A 19,696-nucleotide genomic window follows, 5' to 3' on the forward strand; every position below is an offset into this window, starting at 1 on the left:
AAAGCAAGTTATCGGTTGGTTTGGGGAAGATAGTCTAGTTCTTAGTGAAGATATTGCCGTCTAAGTCCTTAACACTGCCCCACAACGGTGCAATCGCGACGATTAAGATATTCTTCTAGGAGTTTTTCTATGAGTCTATCTTTTTCCAAAACGTTAAGCCATTATTAACCATAGTTAATTCTTTCTCTTTCGGATTTAATCAATAAAAGTGTGAGTGAAAATATTAACTCTAATTTAAAATTATGTCTTTTTCTCGATTAATTTATAACATTGCTCAATAAATATTGGACTATATTTACAGTCATTAGGGAGAGATAATTTAACTTTTTAAATAATTAGTCCTCGCAGATTCTTTTTCGATTTACTATCTAAGTCTTAGGAAAGACTGTCCATGCAGAGTAATAATTAAAACAAAGTATAAGTGTCATTTTAGAGTTATCTTTTGTTATTCAACAGTTATTTACTCTAATTTACCCTTAATAACCTTGATCAAAAGATCATTCTTAATTTAAGAATGTAGCAACCATTAATACGAGTATCATATTTTATGATATCGCCACTGAGAGTCAGTTCATTACTAGTTTACCTTATTCTAAGAATATATCCAGACTATCAAAAAGACGATTCTAACCTTAGAATTGACCGCTTCTAGCACTCAATAATATTAGTTTTTGACAACTTTAGTCTACAAAGTAAACTAAACATAACTTTCAATAACTTTAATTAATTTATTGTCACCAACAAAAAATTGTATTATTTTTTTATTGAAAAAGTTAACGATCAACTAATGATTTATACTTAGTTATTTAAAAAATATTCTCTCGGTTTAAAATAAAAAGTAAGTCCAGCTTACTTTATGCTCTTCTTAAAAAGACATAGTCTTGATTATTTGCAGTTATTATTTATAATAATCGTCAACTTCATTGTATTTCAACTTATATATTGATAATAAAAACTGTGTTTTTAAATCTTGTATAATTAATGTTGAACACTATTATTTAATTATTTTAGCTAAATTATATTCATCTTAAAATATTTTTCTGAAAATTTTATGAGCTTTTATTTGACGCTACTTTCTCTTTACTGAATTTAGGTCTGGACTATAAGTTAGTAAAAAAATAGATATTATTCTTTCTCTTCTTATTATTTGATTTTTGCTTTAACTAAAATACTTATATACACTGGGTTGTTATCAAGAACAATTACTGTGTTTATTTCTTTACTTTTGCAGTATTATTCAATTTTATATTTATGTTCTCTATAATTATCTGTTTTTCAGGTTATTTTTTTTATATAGTACTTCTTTTATTACTTTTGTAATGTTTTATATAACAGCTCTTTCTTATAAAATTACAGATTGTTCCTGAAGTTAATTTTATTTATTTCATGTTTTCAACAATTCTATATAATCGTTGACTATTATATTCTTTTTATCTTTTTATGATGACTCTTTCAAATATCTTATACCTTCATTTCTCACAAATTTTTTTCTTCTAATTATCAGATTATTTTATAATCTTTTTTATTCTAAAAATTTATATCTAAACATTATTTTTTTAAATTATATTTTCTGATAGATTTATATAATCTAGACTGTTTTAAGTTTTTTATTTTCTTATATTTAAGAATAAAATTTCTGCTCTTAATTCTTATTTTTTCGATTTTTTTGGGGTTTAAATTTAACTTTAATCGTGCTTGCTCTTCTAATTTTAAAACCATAATCGTTACGAAGTTTGGTATCTTACAATCGATCTTCTACTCTTTATTTAACTATTTTTCTATAAAATACTTAGTTAAATTCATCTATTTCAATTGCAGATAATTAGCTTTATATAAACTTGAATAAGTTAGTTTAATTGATTATGTAGTATTAATTTCTTTCTAAGAAGTGCTTTAAATAAAAGCCTAATAGTCAACTCAAAAATTTAGGTTTGCGCCGTTATTATTTTAATTATCTAAATTATTAGACAGAGACTCCTAAGATTCCTTGCCCTGCTAAGCCAAAAACCTTGTGCACTGCTTTTAATGCTTGAATACCCTCCGCTTCAGCCACCACACAACTGATTTTGATTTCTGAGGTAGCGATCATTTTAATATTAATTTTTTGTTTGGCTAAAGCTTCAAAATATTTAGCAGCTATTCCAGGTTGTCCAACCATACCTGCTCCAACAACACTCACCTTAGCAATATCCGTATCAATAATCATCTCAGTAAAGCTATCTGAAAGGATTTCTAGGGAAGTCTGGACAGCCTGTAAATCCTCCTGGGCAACCGTAAAGGCAATGTCACGAGTGGGCATTCCATTGACAATGCGACAACGTTGAGATTGGATGATCGTATCGACACTGATATTTTCGTCAGCTAAAGCCCCAAAAATTCTGGCCGCCATCCCCGGGCGATCCTGAACATGAAGTAAAGCAATTTGAACTTGTTTCGTGTCAAGGGCGACTCCCCGAACAGGGAGAGATCTCTTAACAGTTTTAGGGGCTACCGGAATTTTGGACAACTTGACATCGAATGCCTTACACAAAGCATTAATGGCACGATCGCCGTTGTTAGGGGCAATGACACAACTTACCTTTACCTCAGACGTAGCAATCATTTCAATGTTAACCTGAGCATCAGCCAGAGTTTTAAACATCTTAGCGGCGATTCCTGGCCGTCCAATCATTCCTGCCCCCACAATGGCAATTTTAGCTGTCCCTTTTTCTATCATAACTTCGGCTTCGTCACTGTTAGTTGGAGAATTTCTTAAGGTAGGAGCTATCGCTTCTACCACTGCTTCGGCTTTATTTAATACCTTTTTGACCACAGTAAAGGCAATATCATTACTATTGTTTTCATGAATGGACTGAATAATCAAGTCTACATCTACCCGTTGGTTAGCAATTTCCCCAAACAACCGCGCTGCCACTCCAGGACGGTCAGGAACCCGTAATAGAGCTACTTTAGCTTGATCAGGGTCAAATTCTATCCCGTCTACTGCTTTAGTTAACTCCAACCCATCAATGGATCTGGGTTTGGGAATGGGAGAAATAACACGAGTTCCTGGAGCAACACTCCAACTTGATCGGACCACTAACGGAATTCCATAGTTTCGTGCAATTTCCACCGCTCTTGGATGGAGAACCTTAGCTCCTAAACTGGCTAACTCCAACATCTCATCACAGGTAATTTCGTTCATTAATTGAGCATCAGAAACCAAACGTGGATCTGTTGTTAATATACCAGGGACATCAGTATAAATTTCGCAGCAATTTGCCTTTAATGAAGCTGCAATAGCTACTGCAGAAGTATCTGACCCACCTCGTCCCAAGGTAGTAATCTCTAAATCAGTTCCATTACTAATCCCTTGAAATCCTGCTACTACAACTACTTCACCTCGATCTAAATGGCGTTGAATACGATGAGGTTTAATTGATAAAATGCGGGCACGACTATATTCAGCTTCAGTAATAATTCCTACTTGCGCCCCAGTTAGAGAGATTGCTGATTGACCCAATTGTTGCAAAGCCATACTCATTAAAGCAATAGACACTTGTTCTCCTGTTGACAACAACATATCCATTTCTCGACGACAGGGAGCAGGGGTAATTTCCGAAGCTAATTTGACTAATGTATCAGTAGTTTTGCCCATAGCCGAAACCACAACTACTACTTGGTTGCCCTTTTGGGCTGTTCTGTGGATGCGTTGTGCTACTGCCTGAACTCGTTCCACAGAACCTATAGAAGTTCCACCGTATTTTTGGACAATTAAGTTCATAATTGTATTTAGAATTAGAAAAAAGGAATTAATTAAATTAATAGAGTATCCTTAGTCCTTAAGGGTAGCAAATTTAACAAAAGTGAGTTGGGAATAAACTTTAAGAAACTGTTGTTAAACGAAATATTAATTTAGACTACGTTAGGTAAAATACAGTTTTTTAGATAATTTTTCTTCTTTTTTTCTACCAAAATAGATAAAAGTATTTTTAGTATCAAAGATGATACACTCTACAGCTAACATAAAATATTTTTTATGAGAAAATCTATAAAGGTATGTTAATTAATTTAGAATATATCGCAGATTTGATAGACGACAAAATCGATTTTTTGGTAAAAATAGTTAAAATAAGTAAATTTATTTCCTAAAACTGTCCAGTAAAAATATTAAAGAATAGGCAGACTCTAAAAGTCGGTGGTATCATCGATGTGCATAAAATTAAAAATTAAGTAGGTAAACAATTATGGCAAAAGCACCTGTATCTCCAGTGGTACTGGTGGTCCTAGACGGCTGGGGTTATAGTACATTCATAGAGAACAACGCCATTGCTCTAGCAAAAACGCCAGTTATGGACTGCCTTTGGACTACTTATCCCCGCACTTTAATTCAAGCTTCTGGGAAAGATGTAGGTTTGCCCCAAGGTCAGATGGGTAACTCAGAAGTGGGACATCTGAACCTTGGAGCTGGTCGCATAGTTCCTCAAGAATTAGTTCGCATCTCCGATTCAGTAAAAGACGGCTCGTTATTGAAAAATCCTCAGTTAGTAAGAATTTGTCAAGAAGTTCGTTCTCGTCAAGGAAAACTACATTTAATAGGTTTATGTTCCGAGGGGGGAGTCCATTCTCATCTCAATCATCTGTTGGGATTATTAGATTTAGCGAAAGAGCAAACCCTAAAGCAGGTGTGTATTCACACCATTACTGATGGACGAGATACTAACCCTACTGAAGGGATAAATGCCATTCAAAAACTTGAGTCTTATATCAAGAAAATAGGATTGGGGCGTATTGTTACTCTTAGTGGTCGTTACTATGCGATGGATCGTGATTGCCGTTGGGATCGTGTAAAAAAAGCCTACGATATCATAACTCTAGATGGCATAGGGGATGGACGCTCAACCGTCGAGGTGATTAAAGATTTCTATAGTAGAAATATCACCGACGAGTTCATTCTACCGACCCGCATTGCCCCAGGCGCGGTGGAACCGGGAGATGGAATAATCTTTTTTAACTTCCGTCCCGACAGATCACGGCAAATGTGTTATGCTTTGACCTCGGCTGATTTCGATGGATTTGAACGGCAACGAATTCGTCCCCTGAGTTTTGTTACCTTTACTCAATATGATATTAATCTCCCTGTTAAAGTAGCTTTTGAGCCCCAAAATCTCAATAATGTTTTAGGGGAAATAGTTGCTCGTCAAGGATTAAAACAATTTCGCACTGCGGAGACTGAAAAATACCCCCACGTAACCTATTTTTTCAATGGAGGATCGGAAAAGCCCTTTGAAGGAGAAGATCGAGAGTTAGTACCAAGTCCTATGGTAACCACCTACGATAAATTTCCAGCTATGTCGGCAGAGACCGTTACGAACCGTGCCCGTACTGCTATTGAAAAGGGAATTTATACTTTGGTTGTAATTAACTATGCTAACCCTGATATGGTCGGTCATACAGGCAATATAGAGGCAGCAATTGAAGGGGTGGAAACCGTTGATAATTGTTTAGGACAGTTATTAACCAGTATTAGTAAAATGGGAGGAACCGCCTTAATCACCGCCGATCATGGTAACGCCGAATTAATGTGTGATGAGCAAAGAAATCCCTGGACCGCCCATACTACTAATCCTGTTCCTCTAATTATAGTTGAAGGAGAAAAGCGGAAAATTCTTGGACACGGAGGAGTTGTTGAACTCAGAGATAATGGACGACTCGCAGATGTTGCCCCGACCATCCTTGAAATCTTACAATTACCACAGCCAGAAGAAATGACAGGGCGATCATTGATTAAACCTATTGCGGTTGAGTTTGAGACTCATCGTACTCCTATTTGGCTTTCTCGTTAATTGTTTACTTAATAATTGAACTTTATGACTCTTCGACAACTGCTACAAGTTATTTGGGTGGTTTCTGCTGCTTTGTTGATTGTCTCTGTCCTTTTACATAGTCCCAAAGGGGACGGTATTGGGGGTATTGGAGGACAAGCGCAATTGTTCACTAGTGCTAAAAGTGCTGAAAAAACCCTCAATCAAATTACTTGGACTTTGAGTACGGTTTTTATTGCCCTAACTATTGTTTTGAGTGCAGGATGGTTAAATCCATCTCCTTAGATAACCAGACTGTTTCGATGTTGAAAGTCGGTTAACTAAGAAGATGTAAATCTGAAGTGGAAACTCTTTTCTTGTCTAGATTGTAAGCTGATGCAATGGATAACTAATATTTTCAAGCAAAGAAAAAGTTTTTTGTGGAAATATCGGAAATGTCCTTTTTTGTTGGGCATAACCTGGATGGCTATGTTAGTCGTATTTTGGGTTCATCCCTTGAATGCTCAAAAGAATGACTTAGAAAGGTCCTTGCCCCCTTTACAACCACATCCCCTACCCTTAACCCTAGTTGAGTGGCAAGATCCAAAAGATTCAGGGGATTATTTCGACCAAATATCATTGAGTCCTGCTGGCTATTTAATTTGGTCGCAATTTCCTGTCAAATTCTATTTAGATCGTCCTACGAATCTAAATGATCCTGCCGCCGCAAGTACCCGTCGTTTTCGACAGTGGGTAGACGCTGTTATGGAGGCAATTACAGAGTGGCAAGATTTTTTTCCTCTGGTAGAAGTAAAAGATCCACAACTAGCAGATATTGTTATTGAAAGAACTGAACCTCCCCTAGATGCCAGGTTTGACCCCAAAACTGGACAACTAGAAATTCCTAGGGCGCGATCAGCTCAAACTAGTTATAATTTTTATCTGACTCAGGATAATTCTCCTATTCTGCGCCATCGTATGACTATTAAGATTAGTCCCGGTTTAAGTCAATCATCGACCTTATCAGCTTCCCGTCATGAACTCGGCCACGGGTTGGGAATTTGGGGACACAGCAATCAAGAAACGGATGCTTTATATTTTTCCCAAGTCCGCCGTCTTTCTCCTATTTCTGTAAGGGATATTAATACACTAAAGAAAATCTATCAGCAACCTACTAGACTAGGATGGAAATTACCCTAACGGGTAAACTTCCAACTTGTCGTATTCACTTTCATGCCCGCTTTATGGACTGCACTAAGAGATTTAACTGTCCACTTCTGATGGCACTAGCTTCTGGCGTCGTGACTAAATGTTTAGTTTTGACGAGAAATGCTTAAAGGGACATCATCCACATCTTAGATACTGATTCTAATTTCGAGATACAGCTAATAGCAGTATCAATTAAGATGAGACTGTCACCAAGCAGTTACCAAGTTACTCTCATGCTATGGTTAGTATTCTCTACGGTTAAAAAAAGTACTTTGGATCATGCCTAGTTTGAGAACGCGTGGCATAGTTTGTTTGGCGGTTACCAACCATGCTGTCCTCTCCTCCCCACCTGTCAGCTCGTTGGGGAAGAGAAGAAACTATTGCGTAGGATCTGTCTAGAATCTAGATTAGCTTGAGCCGAAAAAAGAATTAATTATAATTCCCCTCAGTCTCTGGACTTTCTATTTTAGGGAGTCCCATACTGTAGTTAAGAACACGACTCCCAAGATTATAACTAATATCCCCTTTTTGCAGCAGAGAACGAATAAAATGTTCCAAGTTTGAGCCGATGTGACGGAGATTATAGTCAGTTAAATCTTCTCCACTATAGGATTCCACCAAGACATCAAATTTTCGATAAACTTTCTGCAGTGAATCTTCACTCCAATTGAACTCATTATCGGGATCGATATCAAGAGTTAAGACATTAACACTAGGAACCAGTTCGCTGTTTTTAACTTCAGCTGTATAAAGACGAATATGACGAGTAGTAGACTTTAAGAGCATAGCCTTGAATGCTAGTAGAACGTTGACAATACTTTAGATCAATATTAGTCCACTTTTACCTTTAAGGATAACAGAAAATTATAGGCAAGAAGCTCAGTCGAGTATGATTGCCCAGTTTGACTTCTTATAGAGATTACTAATAGCTGAACCGCTTGGATGATAGTAATTGTGGTATTGACTTAGAGTTTCGCTTGGATCTTGACAACTAAGGCACACTGTCATTGGCGAGCTTAAATTAATGGTGCTTCTAGACTAGGTATGACAATATTTTAATAAATAAAGGCTGAAAGTATGACTTTTTTATATTAAAAACCATTAAGGAAACAGTAAACCTGTCAACTTACACTGAAAAGGTAGGAATATTACTTAGTCTAGAAAATTCAAATAAGGCTCAAAATTAATATCTCTATTAGTTGGTTTATATTTGATACTAATTTTTAGATTATTGAATAGTATTTAAACTTTTTTTTTTAGTTTGTATTTCATTAATTTACTTGATTTTTAGATTTTCAAGACTAAATGCTTTGGAAGTAAAAATATTTAGTCTTGAGTAAAAATTAATGTTTTGTCAATTCTATAATTAATTTATTTAAAATAAAAGAAAATCGGTTAATTTATCTTTTGTTATTTTTTATGATCAGCTCTTAATTATTTTTGTTTTTAAGTAATTAAATAGGTGATATTAAATATACATAAACTGCATTTATGTTATTGGAAATAATACAGTTATTTACGAATGAACTCTTGATTTTTTCAAATTTTGTTAGGATTTTAATATAAAACTTACTATCTATATAGTTTTATATATTATTTAAAGTTAGTGTGTAATTAAATACATTTCTTATTTATCAAAAACTATATATATTTAATTTTCTATTTTTTCTGGGGCTATTCAATACTTTTATTTTTTTTTAGAAAAATAAAAGATAGTTTATCATAAATTAAAATCTAACTTATTTAGATAATTTATCCTACTGCATCTGTTATGTAAAAAATTTACTTACAGAGAAGAGATTTAATTATCAACAATGAACTTTAAAAAGTAATAGCTACTATTTACATAGTAGCTATTACAGGTTTTGTTTTTAAATTAGTTTATATCAAACTAAATATTTTTACTTTATTTATACCTAATACTAAAACTTAAATCAGTTTGATAAATAATATTCTATATCTTAAAATACTGGCTGCTCTCCATTATTAAATTTAAAATCAAACAAGAATAATTTAATCTTTTGAAGAGATATACTTAATAGGTACCTGTATTGATTGAAGTTCAACTCCTAGAAAACTTTATGACAAAAATAAATACAATATTGAAGATTTATTCTAAAAAGAGAAAACTATCTATTTCAAAATTAATCGTCTAATCGTCATGGAATGAGATGTAATTAATATGAAAATAAATTTAGAAAAGAGGTCAGTTAACTTTTCTTAAAAAGAATATCAATTTTAATATATTAAATATGATTATAAATCTTTTAAAGAGTACTACTAAGATAGTTATTATATAACTTTAATATTTTTAGATAAAAGAGTAAGTGTAGAAATTATATAAACAAGAAAAATTAGAAGGTAAGACAATTAAGATATACAATGATTTTTACATAGTTTGAAGATTATTACTTAATCGAACTTAAGACACACTATTGTAGTGATTAATACACCTCTGGTTAATGATTTAAAGCGACTTGAAGTTCAGTCTTAGTTATTGGTAGAATGTATTGTTGATTATCTTAGTAAACTTAAAGACTTAAAAATAGAAAATATCGAGAATATACCTCCAATAAAAAGAGTGAAAATACAAGTTCTTAATAAATCTTAGGTTTTTTGTGAAATTGTTTTTTTTTAGGAAAATTGAATTATGTTAGAACCTTAAAAATTTGCCATACTTTTCTTAAAAAACTAGGAATTTATTGGAGCAATATAACAAATAAATTAAATATTATGGTCTTTAAGAGTTTGCAGTTAAATACTTCCCACACCTTCTATGGGCGGGGAGTATCGATAAATCACCAAGTTTTAGATAAAGTGTTTAGAAGTTATTTACTTCCAGCTTTTACACATTCTTCAACAAGAGGAAGTACAGCTTCAACATCTTTCCATCCAAGAATTTCTGTTACTTTCTTTTCCAAATTCTTGTAGGTACGGAAAAATTCAGCAATTTCATCTAAGCGATGAGGAGCAACATCTTTGAGAGATTTGACCTGAATGTAGCGGGGATCTTTATCGGGAACGCAAAGAATTTTTTCATCACGATCACCTCCATCAATCATTTCTAATAAACCAATAGGACGGGCAGTAATGATACACCCGGGGAAAGTCGGTTGATCCATTAACACCATTCCGTCTAGAGGATCACCATCATCAGCTAAAGTGTTAGGGATAAATCCATAATCACAAGGATACTGGACCGACGCATAAAGGACGCGATCCAGTGCAAAAGCATTAAAATCCTTGTCAAACTCATATTTATTTTTACTGCCTGCAGGAATTTCAATCAAAATGTTGATTGAACCAGGCTTAGGTTGGGCTGGAATGAGGGATAAGTCCACTAACTCTCTCCAAATGCTATACAAAATTACAATTCTTCTTAGAAGCCCCGAAAAAGTATTCTAAAGGCTTGAGCGTTCCCTAGTTCACTATTCTACAATGAAGATGGAACATACCAGAAAATAATTTGGCTCTTCTAAACTGAGAATGATAGACTAGCAGCTAATAAATCCCAAAATTTTTATTTCGGGAATATTTCGTAATTCTAAAGACTTAATTTTTGTGCAAGTCAAGTGTTTGGAATCCTGGAAATCCTTTAAAAAGAAACTTTTGGGGTTTTCCTCTTGCGACTTTTCACAGTTATACTAGAAAAATTAACAATTTTTGTGGGCATGACAAGCATCATAGTTGAGAAGTAATTTTAACTACTGAGCAACAAATATTCAAAAACTATAAATCTTTATTAAGATGCAAAAAGTTGGTACACAGTACAATACATTGTCAGTTTATGATTAAAATCATAAACTGACCTTATTTTTTTTAGTAAAATTTGTTTATTGTCCATTAAAAATTCGGTTTGAGAATAGATTATTAACAGTTAGTAACTCTCTGTTTTCAGATTCAAGATAGAATCTAAAGAGGTTTGGACTGGCTAATTTTCTGGTGACAATCATAGTCAAACAAGCTGGTTCACTGAGTTGAGTCTAAAGTAAGTAAATTATGTCAACTTCTAACGTGCAACCCCCTGAGTCCTACAGTCAAAATGATGTCCAAGAAATTCTTCACCTAGCGATCACTCGTACAGCCGATGGTTCAGAATTGTCAAGAACACAACTGTGGGAAATTGCCACTGAATTAGACATTGATCCTGACTCCCTTAGGTCTGCTGAGCGCGATTGGCTTAATAGTAAAATAGTCGAACGTAAACGGCAGGAATTTGATTGTTATAGGCGGGAACAATTGAAACAAAAGGCTGTTCGCTATGCTATTATCAACGGATTTTTTTTGATTATAAATTTCCTTAGTTCAGGAACTTTATCTTGGTCGTTGTATGCTCTCTTACTCTTAGGCTTGCCACTATCTCTAGATACCTGGAAAACCTTTCAAACAGAGGGAGAAGCTTATGAACAAGCCTTTCAACGTTGGAGTCTTAAAAAACAGATGAAAGAATCTCTTTCGGGTCTTTGGGATAAGTTAAAAAAGACATGGCAATCTTAAGAAAGTAAAAAACATCGAAAGAGGAAATAGATTATAAAAAGTACAATTCTTAAGAAAGGTTTGCTTGACGGAGTTAATAATGGGAAAAAAAGTTAACAAGCCAATTCTAGTGGCAGGTGTCGGTATTTCATTTATATTGTGGTTTTATAATAGCTTGAGTCAACACATTCTAGAAGTAGGAGAATGGGGACTACTCAGCGCAATCTCCTTGGGGTTGGGTTTTTGGTGGCGAAAAGGACAAAAAGAAATGACAAATAAGCCATTGCCAGTAACACGTTTAACTGAACAATCAGTCAGAGATGTAATTACCCAAGGAGAGTTAATTCTTAATACCTTAGCTACTGAAGCGCCAGATTGTGATATTTCTGTCTTTAAACAAAAATTAATTCAATTATCTTTAGGCTTTGATCGTCAAGAACTAACTATTGCCTTAGCAGGAGGTAAAAAAGTTGGAAAAACAACTTTAAAAAAAATATTATTGGCTCAAAATATCTCTAATAATATCTCTTTAATAGAGATAGAATCTTTATTTAAAGAAACAAAAATACCTAAAATCAAAGCGGATTTGATATTATTATTAATTACTGGAGATTTAACCAATTCTCATTGGAAATTTTTACAAAAGTGTAATCAAGACCATCAACGATTCATTTTGGTTTTTAATAAAAAGGATCAGTACATTCCAGAAGAAAGATCCCTGATTTTAGAACAAGTACGGCAACAACTCAACTCGATGATTGCCCCTTCCGATGTTATTGCCATCAGTGCTGCCCCTCAAGTTTTGAAGGTTCGCCAGCATGAGGAGAATGGGATAATTCGGGAGTGGACTGAATCCCAACCTCCTGAAATTAACTCTTTGAGTGATCGCTTAAAACTTGTGTTAGAACTCGAAACGAAAATGTTAGTTTTGGGAAGTCTATGGCGTGAAGCAGTATCTCTTAAACAACAGGCTAAAGCAAATCTTAATGGCATAAGACGTGATTGTGCTCTACCTATTATTGAAAAATATCAGTGGATTGCAGCAGCCAGTGCTTTTGCTAATCCTGTAGCTGCTTTAGATTTGTTAGCTACTGCCGCTATTAGTTCTCAACTAGTTATAGATTTGGGGGTGATTTATCAACAAAAATTATCTTTTTCTCAAGGACAAGCTCTGTCAGGAATAATTGGTAAATTAATAGTTAAATTGGGATTAGTTGAACTATCAACTCAAACTATTGGCAGTTTTCTCAAAAATAATGCTATCACCTATATTGCTGGAGGAACAGTTCAAGCAATAAGCGCCGCTTATTTAACTCGTTTAGCTGGATTAAGTTTAGTAGAACATTTCCAAGATCAAGACCTTGATTCATCGACAATAGAGGAAATAGATTTAACTAAATTACCTCAAAAAATAAGACGAGTCTTCGAAAAAAATAAACGCACTGCTCTGGTCCAAAATCTTATTCAGCAAACCTTACCCCATTTATCAAATTAACCTTAACGTTTGTCATGAGGTCATAAATTGTGCATGAGTCATCATCTCAAAGATTTCTAAGTCAGATATTTAATAATTAAAAACAATCATCTTTTCTTAGGAGAAATTAAATACATAGTTTTTCTTATGGTCAGAAGATATACTCCGAATTATTGCTTTTGCCTTCTGGCTACTACTAAAATTTAGTGTATTTCACAAACATAATAATTGCTGTAAGTATTTATTTCAATCTTCAAAATTGATAAAGATCCTTGATTATTTAATTGTAAAACTTATATATATTTTTCTTATACATTGAACAGCTTTATCAAAAAGATATTCGTACGGGCAATTATATTTCTAGGAAATAAAGGGATTTCAATATCGATGGTTTTATAAAATATTTTTGTGGTAGATGGGGATACAGTCAAGGGCTAAATACATTAGTCCCTCGACTGTATTATTTACTAAGTCAATATTCTTGAGGTTTATTTCTCACTAAAGGTACAAATTTCGGGAATATTTTTCCGTAAACAAAAAAATATTTGGTTTGCTGTATTTTTGTTCCGAATTTTACCCAGTTATATTTTACCTTTAATGAAAAAAAATCAATCATAAAATTACTATTATTGACGTCTAACCTTTTATTACTAAAGTCGGATTAAATGTTTACCCACACGATGATAAGTTTAGTTTTTTTTGCTAGCCTTATTAAGGCTAATTTACTACAATGGACTAATCCAAATTTGATAAATTTATTTTTGGTAAATTGATGCAATCTACCTTACGGGTTAGGTTATTTTTCGTAAGTAATACCCCTAACTATGTTCCTAATTGTGGAAATATTGTTATTTTTACCAAATTAGAAACTATTAAAGCTAGTGATTCTGAATTGGCTGATTGTTACATTAAGTGAAAGCTAGTGGTCAATAAGTTTAGAAAGACTATTCATGTGGTTAATTAAAAAGTTTACCCCAAAAATTATCTTTTAAATGAACCTTACATTGCTGAACTGCTTCAATATCAATTTAGCCCCCAATTAACTAATGCTAAACTTAGTACTGAAATTTTATTTAAATAAGGGGATAAAATATATGTTTTTGTGATTTTTGTTTAAGGAGGTGATTGTAGAAAAAGTTTATAAAGTTGGTTGTACTATGAATTGTATTCAATCGTTAAAATAGTTAATAATTCAAGAAAAATTTAAGACCATGAATCCAGATACACTTCAATCTCTTTTGCAAGCGATCGCCATAGGAGAAGTAAGCCCCGAACAAGGGTTAGAAAAGCTCAAATATTTCAGTTTTGAATCAGTTGATGAGTTTGCAAAAATTGATCATCATCGTTATTTAAGAACAGGATTTCCTGAAGTTATTTGGGGTCCAGGAAAAACCCCTGAACAAATTGCTCAAATCATGCTCACGATGGCATGTCATTCTTCTCTGGTTATGGCAACTCGTATTGAGCCAACTGTGGCTAAACAACTTAAAAACCAAGTGCCTAATTTAATTTACTATCCAGTGGCTCGTATTTGTGCCTTAAAAACTTCCGAAATACCTTCGACTGCATTAGGAGTAATTGGGGTTCTTACGGCGGGAACAGCGGATTTACCCGTAGCTGAAGAGACTGCCATTACTGCACAACTTTGCGGGTTTGAGGTACGACGGTTGTGGGATGTGGGAGTAGCAGGTATTCATCGTCTATTAAGTCACCGTAAGTTAATTAATCAGGCAGATGTGTTGATCGTAGTGGCAGGGATGGAAGGAGCTTTACCTAGTGTGGTAGCAGGAATGGTTGACTGTCCAGTAATTGGAGTTCCAACTAGTGTGGGTTATGGGGCAAGTTTTGGGGGTGTTTCCCCATTATTGACAATGCTTAATTCTTGTGCAGCAGGGATTGGGGTGGTGAATATTGATAATGGCTTTGGCGCTGCGATTTTAGCTGGACAAATTTTACGAACCGCTAATCGTTTAATTCACAAATAAAAAATTTTATCAATTAAAAAATTAGTATGATATGCAGCTTCTATAAGTCACAGATTGCCTAGATAAACTTATCAAATATAGACTATCTGAAAATGTAAACTTTTCAATAAAAATAAAAAGTCAATCATAAAATCATTTATTAACACCTAAATCATTAATAATAAACTGTGTTAAGTTATCTTAAAGGCAATCCGGTTAAAGTACTCAATAATATCCCGAATAGGACTATTCTTATTTTAGAAGTTAATCATATGGGCTATGAAATACAAATTTCATCACGATTTGCCCGACAATTAGTTCAGAATCAACTAGAAAACATTCAAGTTTTTACTCATCTACAAATCAGGGATGATTATCCCATTTTATATGGTTTTACTACTGTGGCTGAACGAGAGTTATTCCGCCAACTAATCAGTGTCAATGGAATTGGTGCGCAATTAGCAATCACGCTAATTGATACATTAGGATTAGAAGAATTAGTACAAGCAATTATTAATGGTAACATTCGGACTCTATCCAAAACACCGGGAGTTGGGAAAAAAACTGCCGAACGTATTATTTTGGAACTCAAAACTAAACTCTCTCAATTGCAAAAACTATTAGGGATAACTTTATCTTCCACTTCTACTGTTACAATTCCGTCCTTGGAGGTACTAGAAGATTTGGAAATGACTTTATTAGCATTAGATTATACCAATGAAGAAATTAATCAAGCTATTTCTATTCTTAGTAAAGATAATCAAATGTTAAAAAATAATAATAGCGAGGAGTGGATTAGAGAAGCAATTATTTGGTTAAGTCAAAACGAAAACCTTACATAGAATTGATATATAAGGTTCTCTATGTAAGTCTGGTTATGTACATAAAACTTAAATATGAGCTGTCTAAAATAGAAAATTGTCAAAATAGGAGCTAGATACCAAAATTTTTGACTAAAAATCAATAATTAAGTATGATTCGTTTATCATCCATTATTTTTTAGCATTTCATAACTAAACTCTTATATTAAGAGTACAATTTTTTTTATAAAATTTACGATTTATATCATACAAAGAAAGTATATTTAATGCTCAAACTAGCTTATCTATAGATCTACTTCAATTAGATAAGATAATATTAGTTGATTTAAAACTTATAAATAGATCGTTAGATTTGATATTTTATCTTGGTAAGACAACTAAGACTCAGACGACGTTTGTAAAAGTTTATTTCTTCGAATGAAAACAATTCATTGGGTTATTGACTGTTACCACCGGACACTAAAGTAGTTAGATGGAATGAACTTTGAGTCTGTCTAACGTCATAGTGAACACTTGATCTATTCCGAGTGTGTATATTCTACATAATGCGTCAATGACTAACTCACGGAAAAGTTAATATATCTCAATAAAAAGATAGATAATAGAGAACGACATACCTGATAGAATCGAGCAGGAGTCCTAAAAAATAACTCTTCCAGACTAGCTGTGACAACACTATAACAAACAAAAGCTAGAATTATTACTCTGCAATATTCTCAAAATTCTAAAAACTTGGTCTTTGAAAAAATCAAGTTCTTGGACTTACAGAATGTAGTTGGAATAATGGTTTTGGGGGTTATTGGCTACTGATTGGTCATTCTTAGTCTAAAAGGGCTCAGGAAAACAAACTATAAAGTTATATGATCCATTCTCAGTTACATCAAAATACTCTTGAGTTGCTTCTGTCTTTTGTTCTCCCTTATGGCTGTTCTTTTTCCGTGATCTCTGATTCCACGTATCGCATTAGTTGCCCTGATTACGAAATTGCCAATAAAGTCTGGGAAAACCGATTTAACTGTATTTTTCCCTTATTTAAATCAGGGCAAGTGCTTGAGGTAGTAGCATCAAATTATTACGCGAGAAGCCATCCTAAGATCTAAATACTCAAAAATTAGGAAAATTAACCGAGATTTGATCAGATGATGGGTTTAAAGTACTGCCGTTGTTGTCGCTTTTACACTTATCGTGTAGCAAATGTTGCTTCAGTTAATGATATGACTATGAAAAATATCTATCAAACTTTTTTTGGAAGAGATCTTGACTTTTGCTACGGGTTATGCGTTTTCGAGATGGGGATTGGTTTATCTGGGTTTAATTGGTTGTGCTATCTATCAAGTTTTACCCATTATATAGAGAACATTTCTGTCTACGTAGGATGGTTTACTGTTTAGCCATTAGTAGTTTAGCTCAAACTGCATGAGGACTTCTGTTCCAATGCAGTTTATTTTTATTGTCAGCAGTAGCAAGGTTTGCCATTTTAATTCCTCTAATTTTGCTTTATCTTGGGTTGAAGATTATACTGAAATTTATTCCCTTAAAATTTTTTAAAAAAAATAATAGTTGGTGATTTTTTTTGTTATTGTTTATTTTAGCTGAATGAGTGTTACTACGATTCTTAAATATTGCATTTATATTTAATGCTTTTTAATGAAATGGATGGGGAATAAGTACTTAGTTTTAAAAAATTTTTATTATGCCAATTACTACTATGTAAGTTATAACTATTCAATTAAGACGGAAAGATTTAGTTTCTTGTGGAGTTTCTATTTACACTTTAATTATTATTGCTATTTGCTATTTTGATACAGTTAGCATCGCAGCTACAACCTAAATATTACTAAGCTTGCTAACTTTATATGTTGATTATACTTAAGTTATATAAACTTAACAAAATCATGAATAACTATAAAGATAATTTTTTGAAAATAAATTTAAGTTTAATAAACAGCCTCTAGTTAGTGGACTAAGATAAATTGTTTGATCAGTTATTAATTGTCTCCTAACCAACCTGATATATAAGTCTAATATTTTTTTATAAAAAAAGTCTAATTATTAATAATTAACTATTCTCTCAAATTTTTTTTGAAAAAACTTGATTATTTGATAAAGTCTTCTGAAAAGCTTTAGCATTATACCGCTCACCATCTTGCTCAACAAAGACGTACATAACATTTTTGAAATTTATATTGATGCTGAATCTATTGAGAAAATAAAGAACCAATTTACAAGTGGTAATATCAGTTTGTAAAATATAGCTATTTTACAAATTGATTCTTTGATCTATAGTTAGTTGATTAACAAAAAAACAAAGGAAATTCTAGAAATTATTAACAAAAAAAATCCAAAATTTATCTAGATATTTTACCTATAATTAATATCAAATTATGATTTAACTTAGAGGATTATAACTACTTTTATCTAGAAAAGTAAACTAATTTATTATGCAAAATCTATAATCTCCTTATTTCACTAGTCTTATACTAATTTGCTTGAGGTGTCTTTATAAAGATTAAAGGAAAACATTGGAGAATCCCATTTTGAGAGTTGAATTACGCAGCTATGTTTATTTAGACCGATTATAATCTCAACACGCCGCCTACATTATGATAGCGTTAGGATTTTTACCTTTACCTGAAGATGCTGTACTATGGGTTCAAATTTCTCTAGGAATTAAAATTAACTACATTACAGATGTCGATTTAAAGTCTGCTGTAGTTTATTCTGGAGTGTGATTTATCGAATGTCTTGATGGACTTCTAAAAATTCATTCCACTAATCAAAAAGAGGTAAAAACTGCAGGAGGAGCAATTTTAGAGCCTTGAGCTGTTAATCGACAAGATTGTTTAAAACTTAAGGTGGTTTCTAGTCAAATTATTATTCGTGATATCGATTCATATCAAGCGCAATTAGTCAATCGTAACCAATGGGGACAAGTGTTATTAGTTAGACAAAATCTTTATGTTTTGGAAGTTCAATCAGCTGCTTCTGCAGCGTTAGCGGCTAATGAAGCAGAAAAAGCTGCTTTAATTAATATTCTTCAGATTTCGGCTATTGGGAGTGTTGGTCAGTTATATTTAGGAAGAGAAGAACGAGATACTATTACAGGTTCCCAAGCAATGTTAGCTTCTATGAAAAGTGTTCCTGGAAGGGTTCAAGATAGACAAGAAAAAAATGAATGATTACCCCCATTAAATAACTTCTACATTTAATAAGTCATGAACTCTGAATCAACTCCATTATTAAAATTATCCGAAGTTAGTTTAACTGATTTTAGGGAAGAAAATAAGTTATTAACTAATATTTCTTTTCAAGTGAATCAGAGTGATCGCTTAGCAATTGTCGGTCCTTCTGGCGCTGGAAAAACTACTTTATTACGGCTAATTAACCGTTTACAAGAACCCACATCAGGGTTAATTGAATGGGACTCTCAGCCTCTTTGCAATCTTTCTATTGTTAAACTACGTCAACAAATTGTTCTAGTTCCTCAAGAGCCAAAATTATTAGGTATGACTGTAGAAGAAGCCCTTGCTTACCCTTTAGTATTGCAACAGTTATCTAAACTAGAGATTGAACAGGCAATTGATACATGGCAATCACAACTTTCGATCCCTGATGATTGGTTAACTCGAAATGAATTGCAATTATCTTTAGGACAGCGACAGTTAGTAAGTATTATGCGGGGGTTAATGATGAAACCTAAACTTCTATTGTTAGATGAGCCAACCTCAGCTTTAGATAGCGAGCGTGCTCAGCAATTAATAGAAACTTTAATTAATTCGAATCAAACAGAACAAACTACTATAATCATGGTAAATCATCAAAAGAAACTTGTTAAACAGTTCGCCCAAGGTATTTTAACATTAAAAGAAGGACAAGTTCAGTCAATTTCCTAGTTAAATTTTCTAGAAAAATATTAAGTAGAGTTTAGCTTTACCGGACCTGTTATGTAAAAATCAATAATATAAAGTA

The 19,696-nt window shown here is 33.1% G+C and carries 13 protein-coding genes and 1 pseudogene; 11 read left to right on the plus strand and 3 right to left on the minus strand.

What is annotated here, in order from left to right:
* Positions 1 to 1,963 precede the first annotated feature (1,963 nt).
* A complete protein-coding gene (locus tag RGRSB_RS07085) occupies positions 1,964 to 3,763 on the minus strand; it encodes an aspartate kinase (protein ID WP_119260440.1) in 1,800 nt (599 codons plus the stop codon).
* 463 nt (positions 3,764 to 4,226) lie between these two features.
* Here RGRSB_RS07085 and gpmI point away from each other — a divergent pair, with 463 nt between their 5' ends.
* The 3 genes from gpmI (at position 4,227) to RGRSB_RS07100 (ending at position 6,983) form a co-directional block, all read left to right on the plus strand.
* Positions 4,227 to 5,825: a 2,3-bisphosphoglycerate-independent phosphoglycerate mutase gene (gene gpmI, locus RGRSB_RS07090; RefSeq protein ID WP_119260441.1), complete on the plus strand. Its 1,599-nt coding sequence runs from the start codon at positions 4,227 to 4,229 to the stop codon at positions 5,823 to 5,825.
* Between the two features lie 24 nt (positions 5,826 to 5,849).
* Positions 5,850 to 6,089, plus strand: coding sequence for a preprotein translocase subunit SecG (gene secG / locus RGRSB_RS07095; RefSeq protein ID WP_119260442.1), 240 nt, complete (start codon positions 5,850 to 5,852; stop codon positions 6,087 to 6,089).
* A gap of 90 nt (positions 6,090 to 6,179) precedes the next feature.
* On the plus strand, positions 6,180 to 6,983 hold the full coding sequence (locus tag RGRSB_RS07100; RefSeq protein WP_119260443.1) for a peptidase: 804 nt from the start codon (positions 6,180 to 6,182) through the stop codon (positions 6,981 to 6,983).
* Positions 6,984 to 7,421: 438 nt separating this feature from the next.
* Here the strand turns inward: RGRSB_RS07100 and ndhM are convergent, their stop codons facing one another.
* A complete protein-coding gene (gene ndhM, locus RGRSB_RS07105) occupies positions 7,422 to 7,778 on the minus strand; it encodes an NAD(P)H-quinone oxidoreductase subunit M (protein WP_119260444.1) in 357 nt (118 codons plus the stop codon).
* Positions 7,779 to 9,820: 2,042 nt separating this feature from the next.
* On the minus strand, positions 9,821 to 10,333 hold the full coding sequence (locus tag RGRSB_RS07110; RefSeq protein WP_119260445.1) for an inorganic diphosphatase: 513 nt from the start codon (positions 10,331 to 10,333) through the stop codon (positions 9,821 to 9,823).
* Positions 10,334 to 10,991: 658 nt separating this feature from the next.
* Between RGRSB_RS07110 and RGRSB_RS07115 the strand changes: the two genes are divergently transcribed.
* The 8 genes and pseudogenes from RGRSB_RS07115 to RGRSB_RS07145 all read left to right on the plus strand — a co-directional run bounded on the left by RGRSB_RS07115 (position 10,992) and on the right by RGRSB_RS07145 (position 19,620).
* On the plus strand, positions 10,992 to 11,489 hold the full coding sequence (locus tag RGRSB_RS07115; protein WP_119260446.1) for a 2TM domain-containing protein: 498 nt from the start codon (positions 10,992 to 10,994) through the stop codon (positions 11,487 to 11,489).
* 79 nt (positions 11,490 to 11,568) lie between these two features.
* Positions 11,569 to 12,963: a YcjF family protein gene (locus tag RGRSB_RS07120; RefSeq protein ID WP_119260447.1), complete on the plus strand. Its 1,395-nt coding sequence runs from the start codon at positions 11,569 to 11,571 to the stop codon at positions 12,961 to 12,963.
* A gap of 751 nt (positions 12,964 to 13,714) precedes the next feature.
* Entirely contained in the window at positions 13,715 to 13,858 is a 144-nt protein-coding gene (locus RGRSB_RS10175) for a hypothetical protein (protein WP_172582066.1), read from the plus strand.
* 295 nt (positions 13,859 to 14,153) lie between these two features.
* Positions 14,154 to 14,927 carry a nickel pincer cofactor biosynthesis protein LarB gene (gene larB, locus RGRSB_RS07125; RefSeq protein WP_119260448.1) on the plus strand — a complete coding sequence of 258 codons (774 nt, stop codon included), beginning with the start codon at positions 14,154 to 14,156 and terminating at the stop codon, positions 14,925 to 14,927.
* A 167-nt stretch (positions 14,928 to 15,094) separates the two neighbouring features.
* Positions 15,095 to 15,748, plus strand: coding sequence for a Holliday junction branch migration protein RuvA (ruvA, locus tag RGRSB_RS07130; RefSeq protein WP_119260449.1), 654 nt, complete (start codon positions 15,095 to 15,097; stop codon positions 15,746 to 15,748).
* Positions 15,749 to 16,866: 1,118 nt separating this feature from the next.
* Positions 16,867 to 17,118, plus strand: coding sequence for a hypothetical protein (locus RGRSB_RS09890; protein WP_145961889.1), 252 nt, complete (start codon positions 16,867 to 16,869; stop codon positions 17,116 to 17,118).
* A 1,146-nt stretch (positions 17,119 to 18,264) separates the two neighbouring features.
* Positions 18,265 to 18,906: pseudogene (locus RGRSB_RS07140) on the plus strand (hypothetical protein).
* Positions 18,907 to 18,942: 36 nt separating this feature from the next.
* Positions 18,943 to 19,620: an ABC transporter ATP-binding protein gene (locus RGRSB_RS07145; protein ID WP_119260451.1), complete on the plus strand. Its 678-nt coding sequence runs from the start codon at positions 18,943 to 18,945 to the stop codon at positions 19,618 to 19,620.
* The last annotated feature ends 76 nt before the right edge of the window (positions 19,621 to 19,696 follow it).

Source organism: cyanobacterium endosymbiont of Rhopalodia gibberula (assembly GCF_003574135.1).
In the GTDB taxonomy this organism is placed as follows: domain Bacteria; phylum Cyanobacteriota; class Cyanobacteriia; order Cyanobacteriales; family Microcystaceae; genus Rippkaea.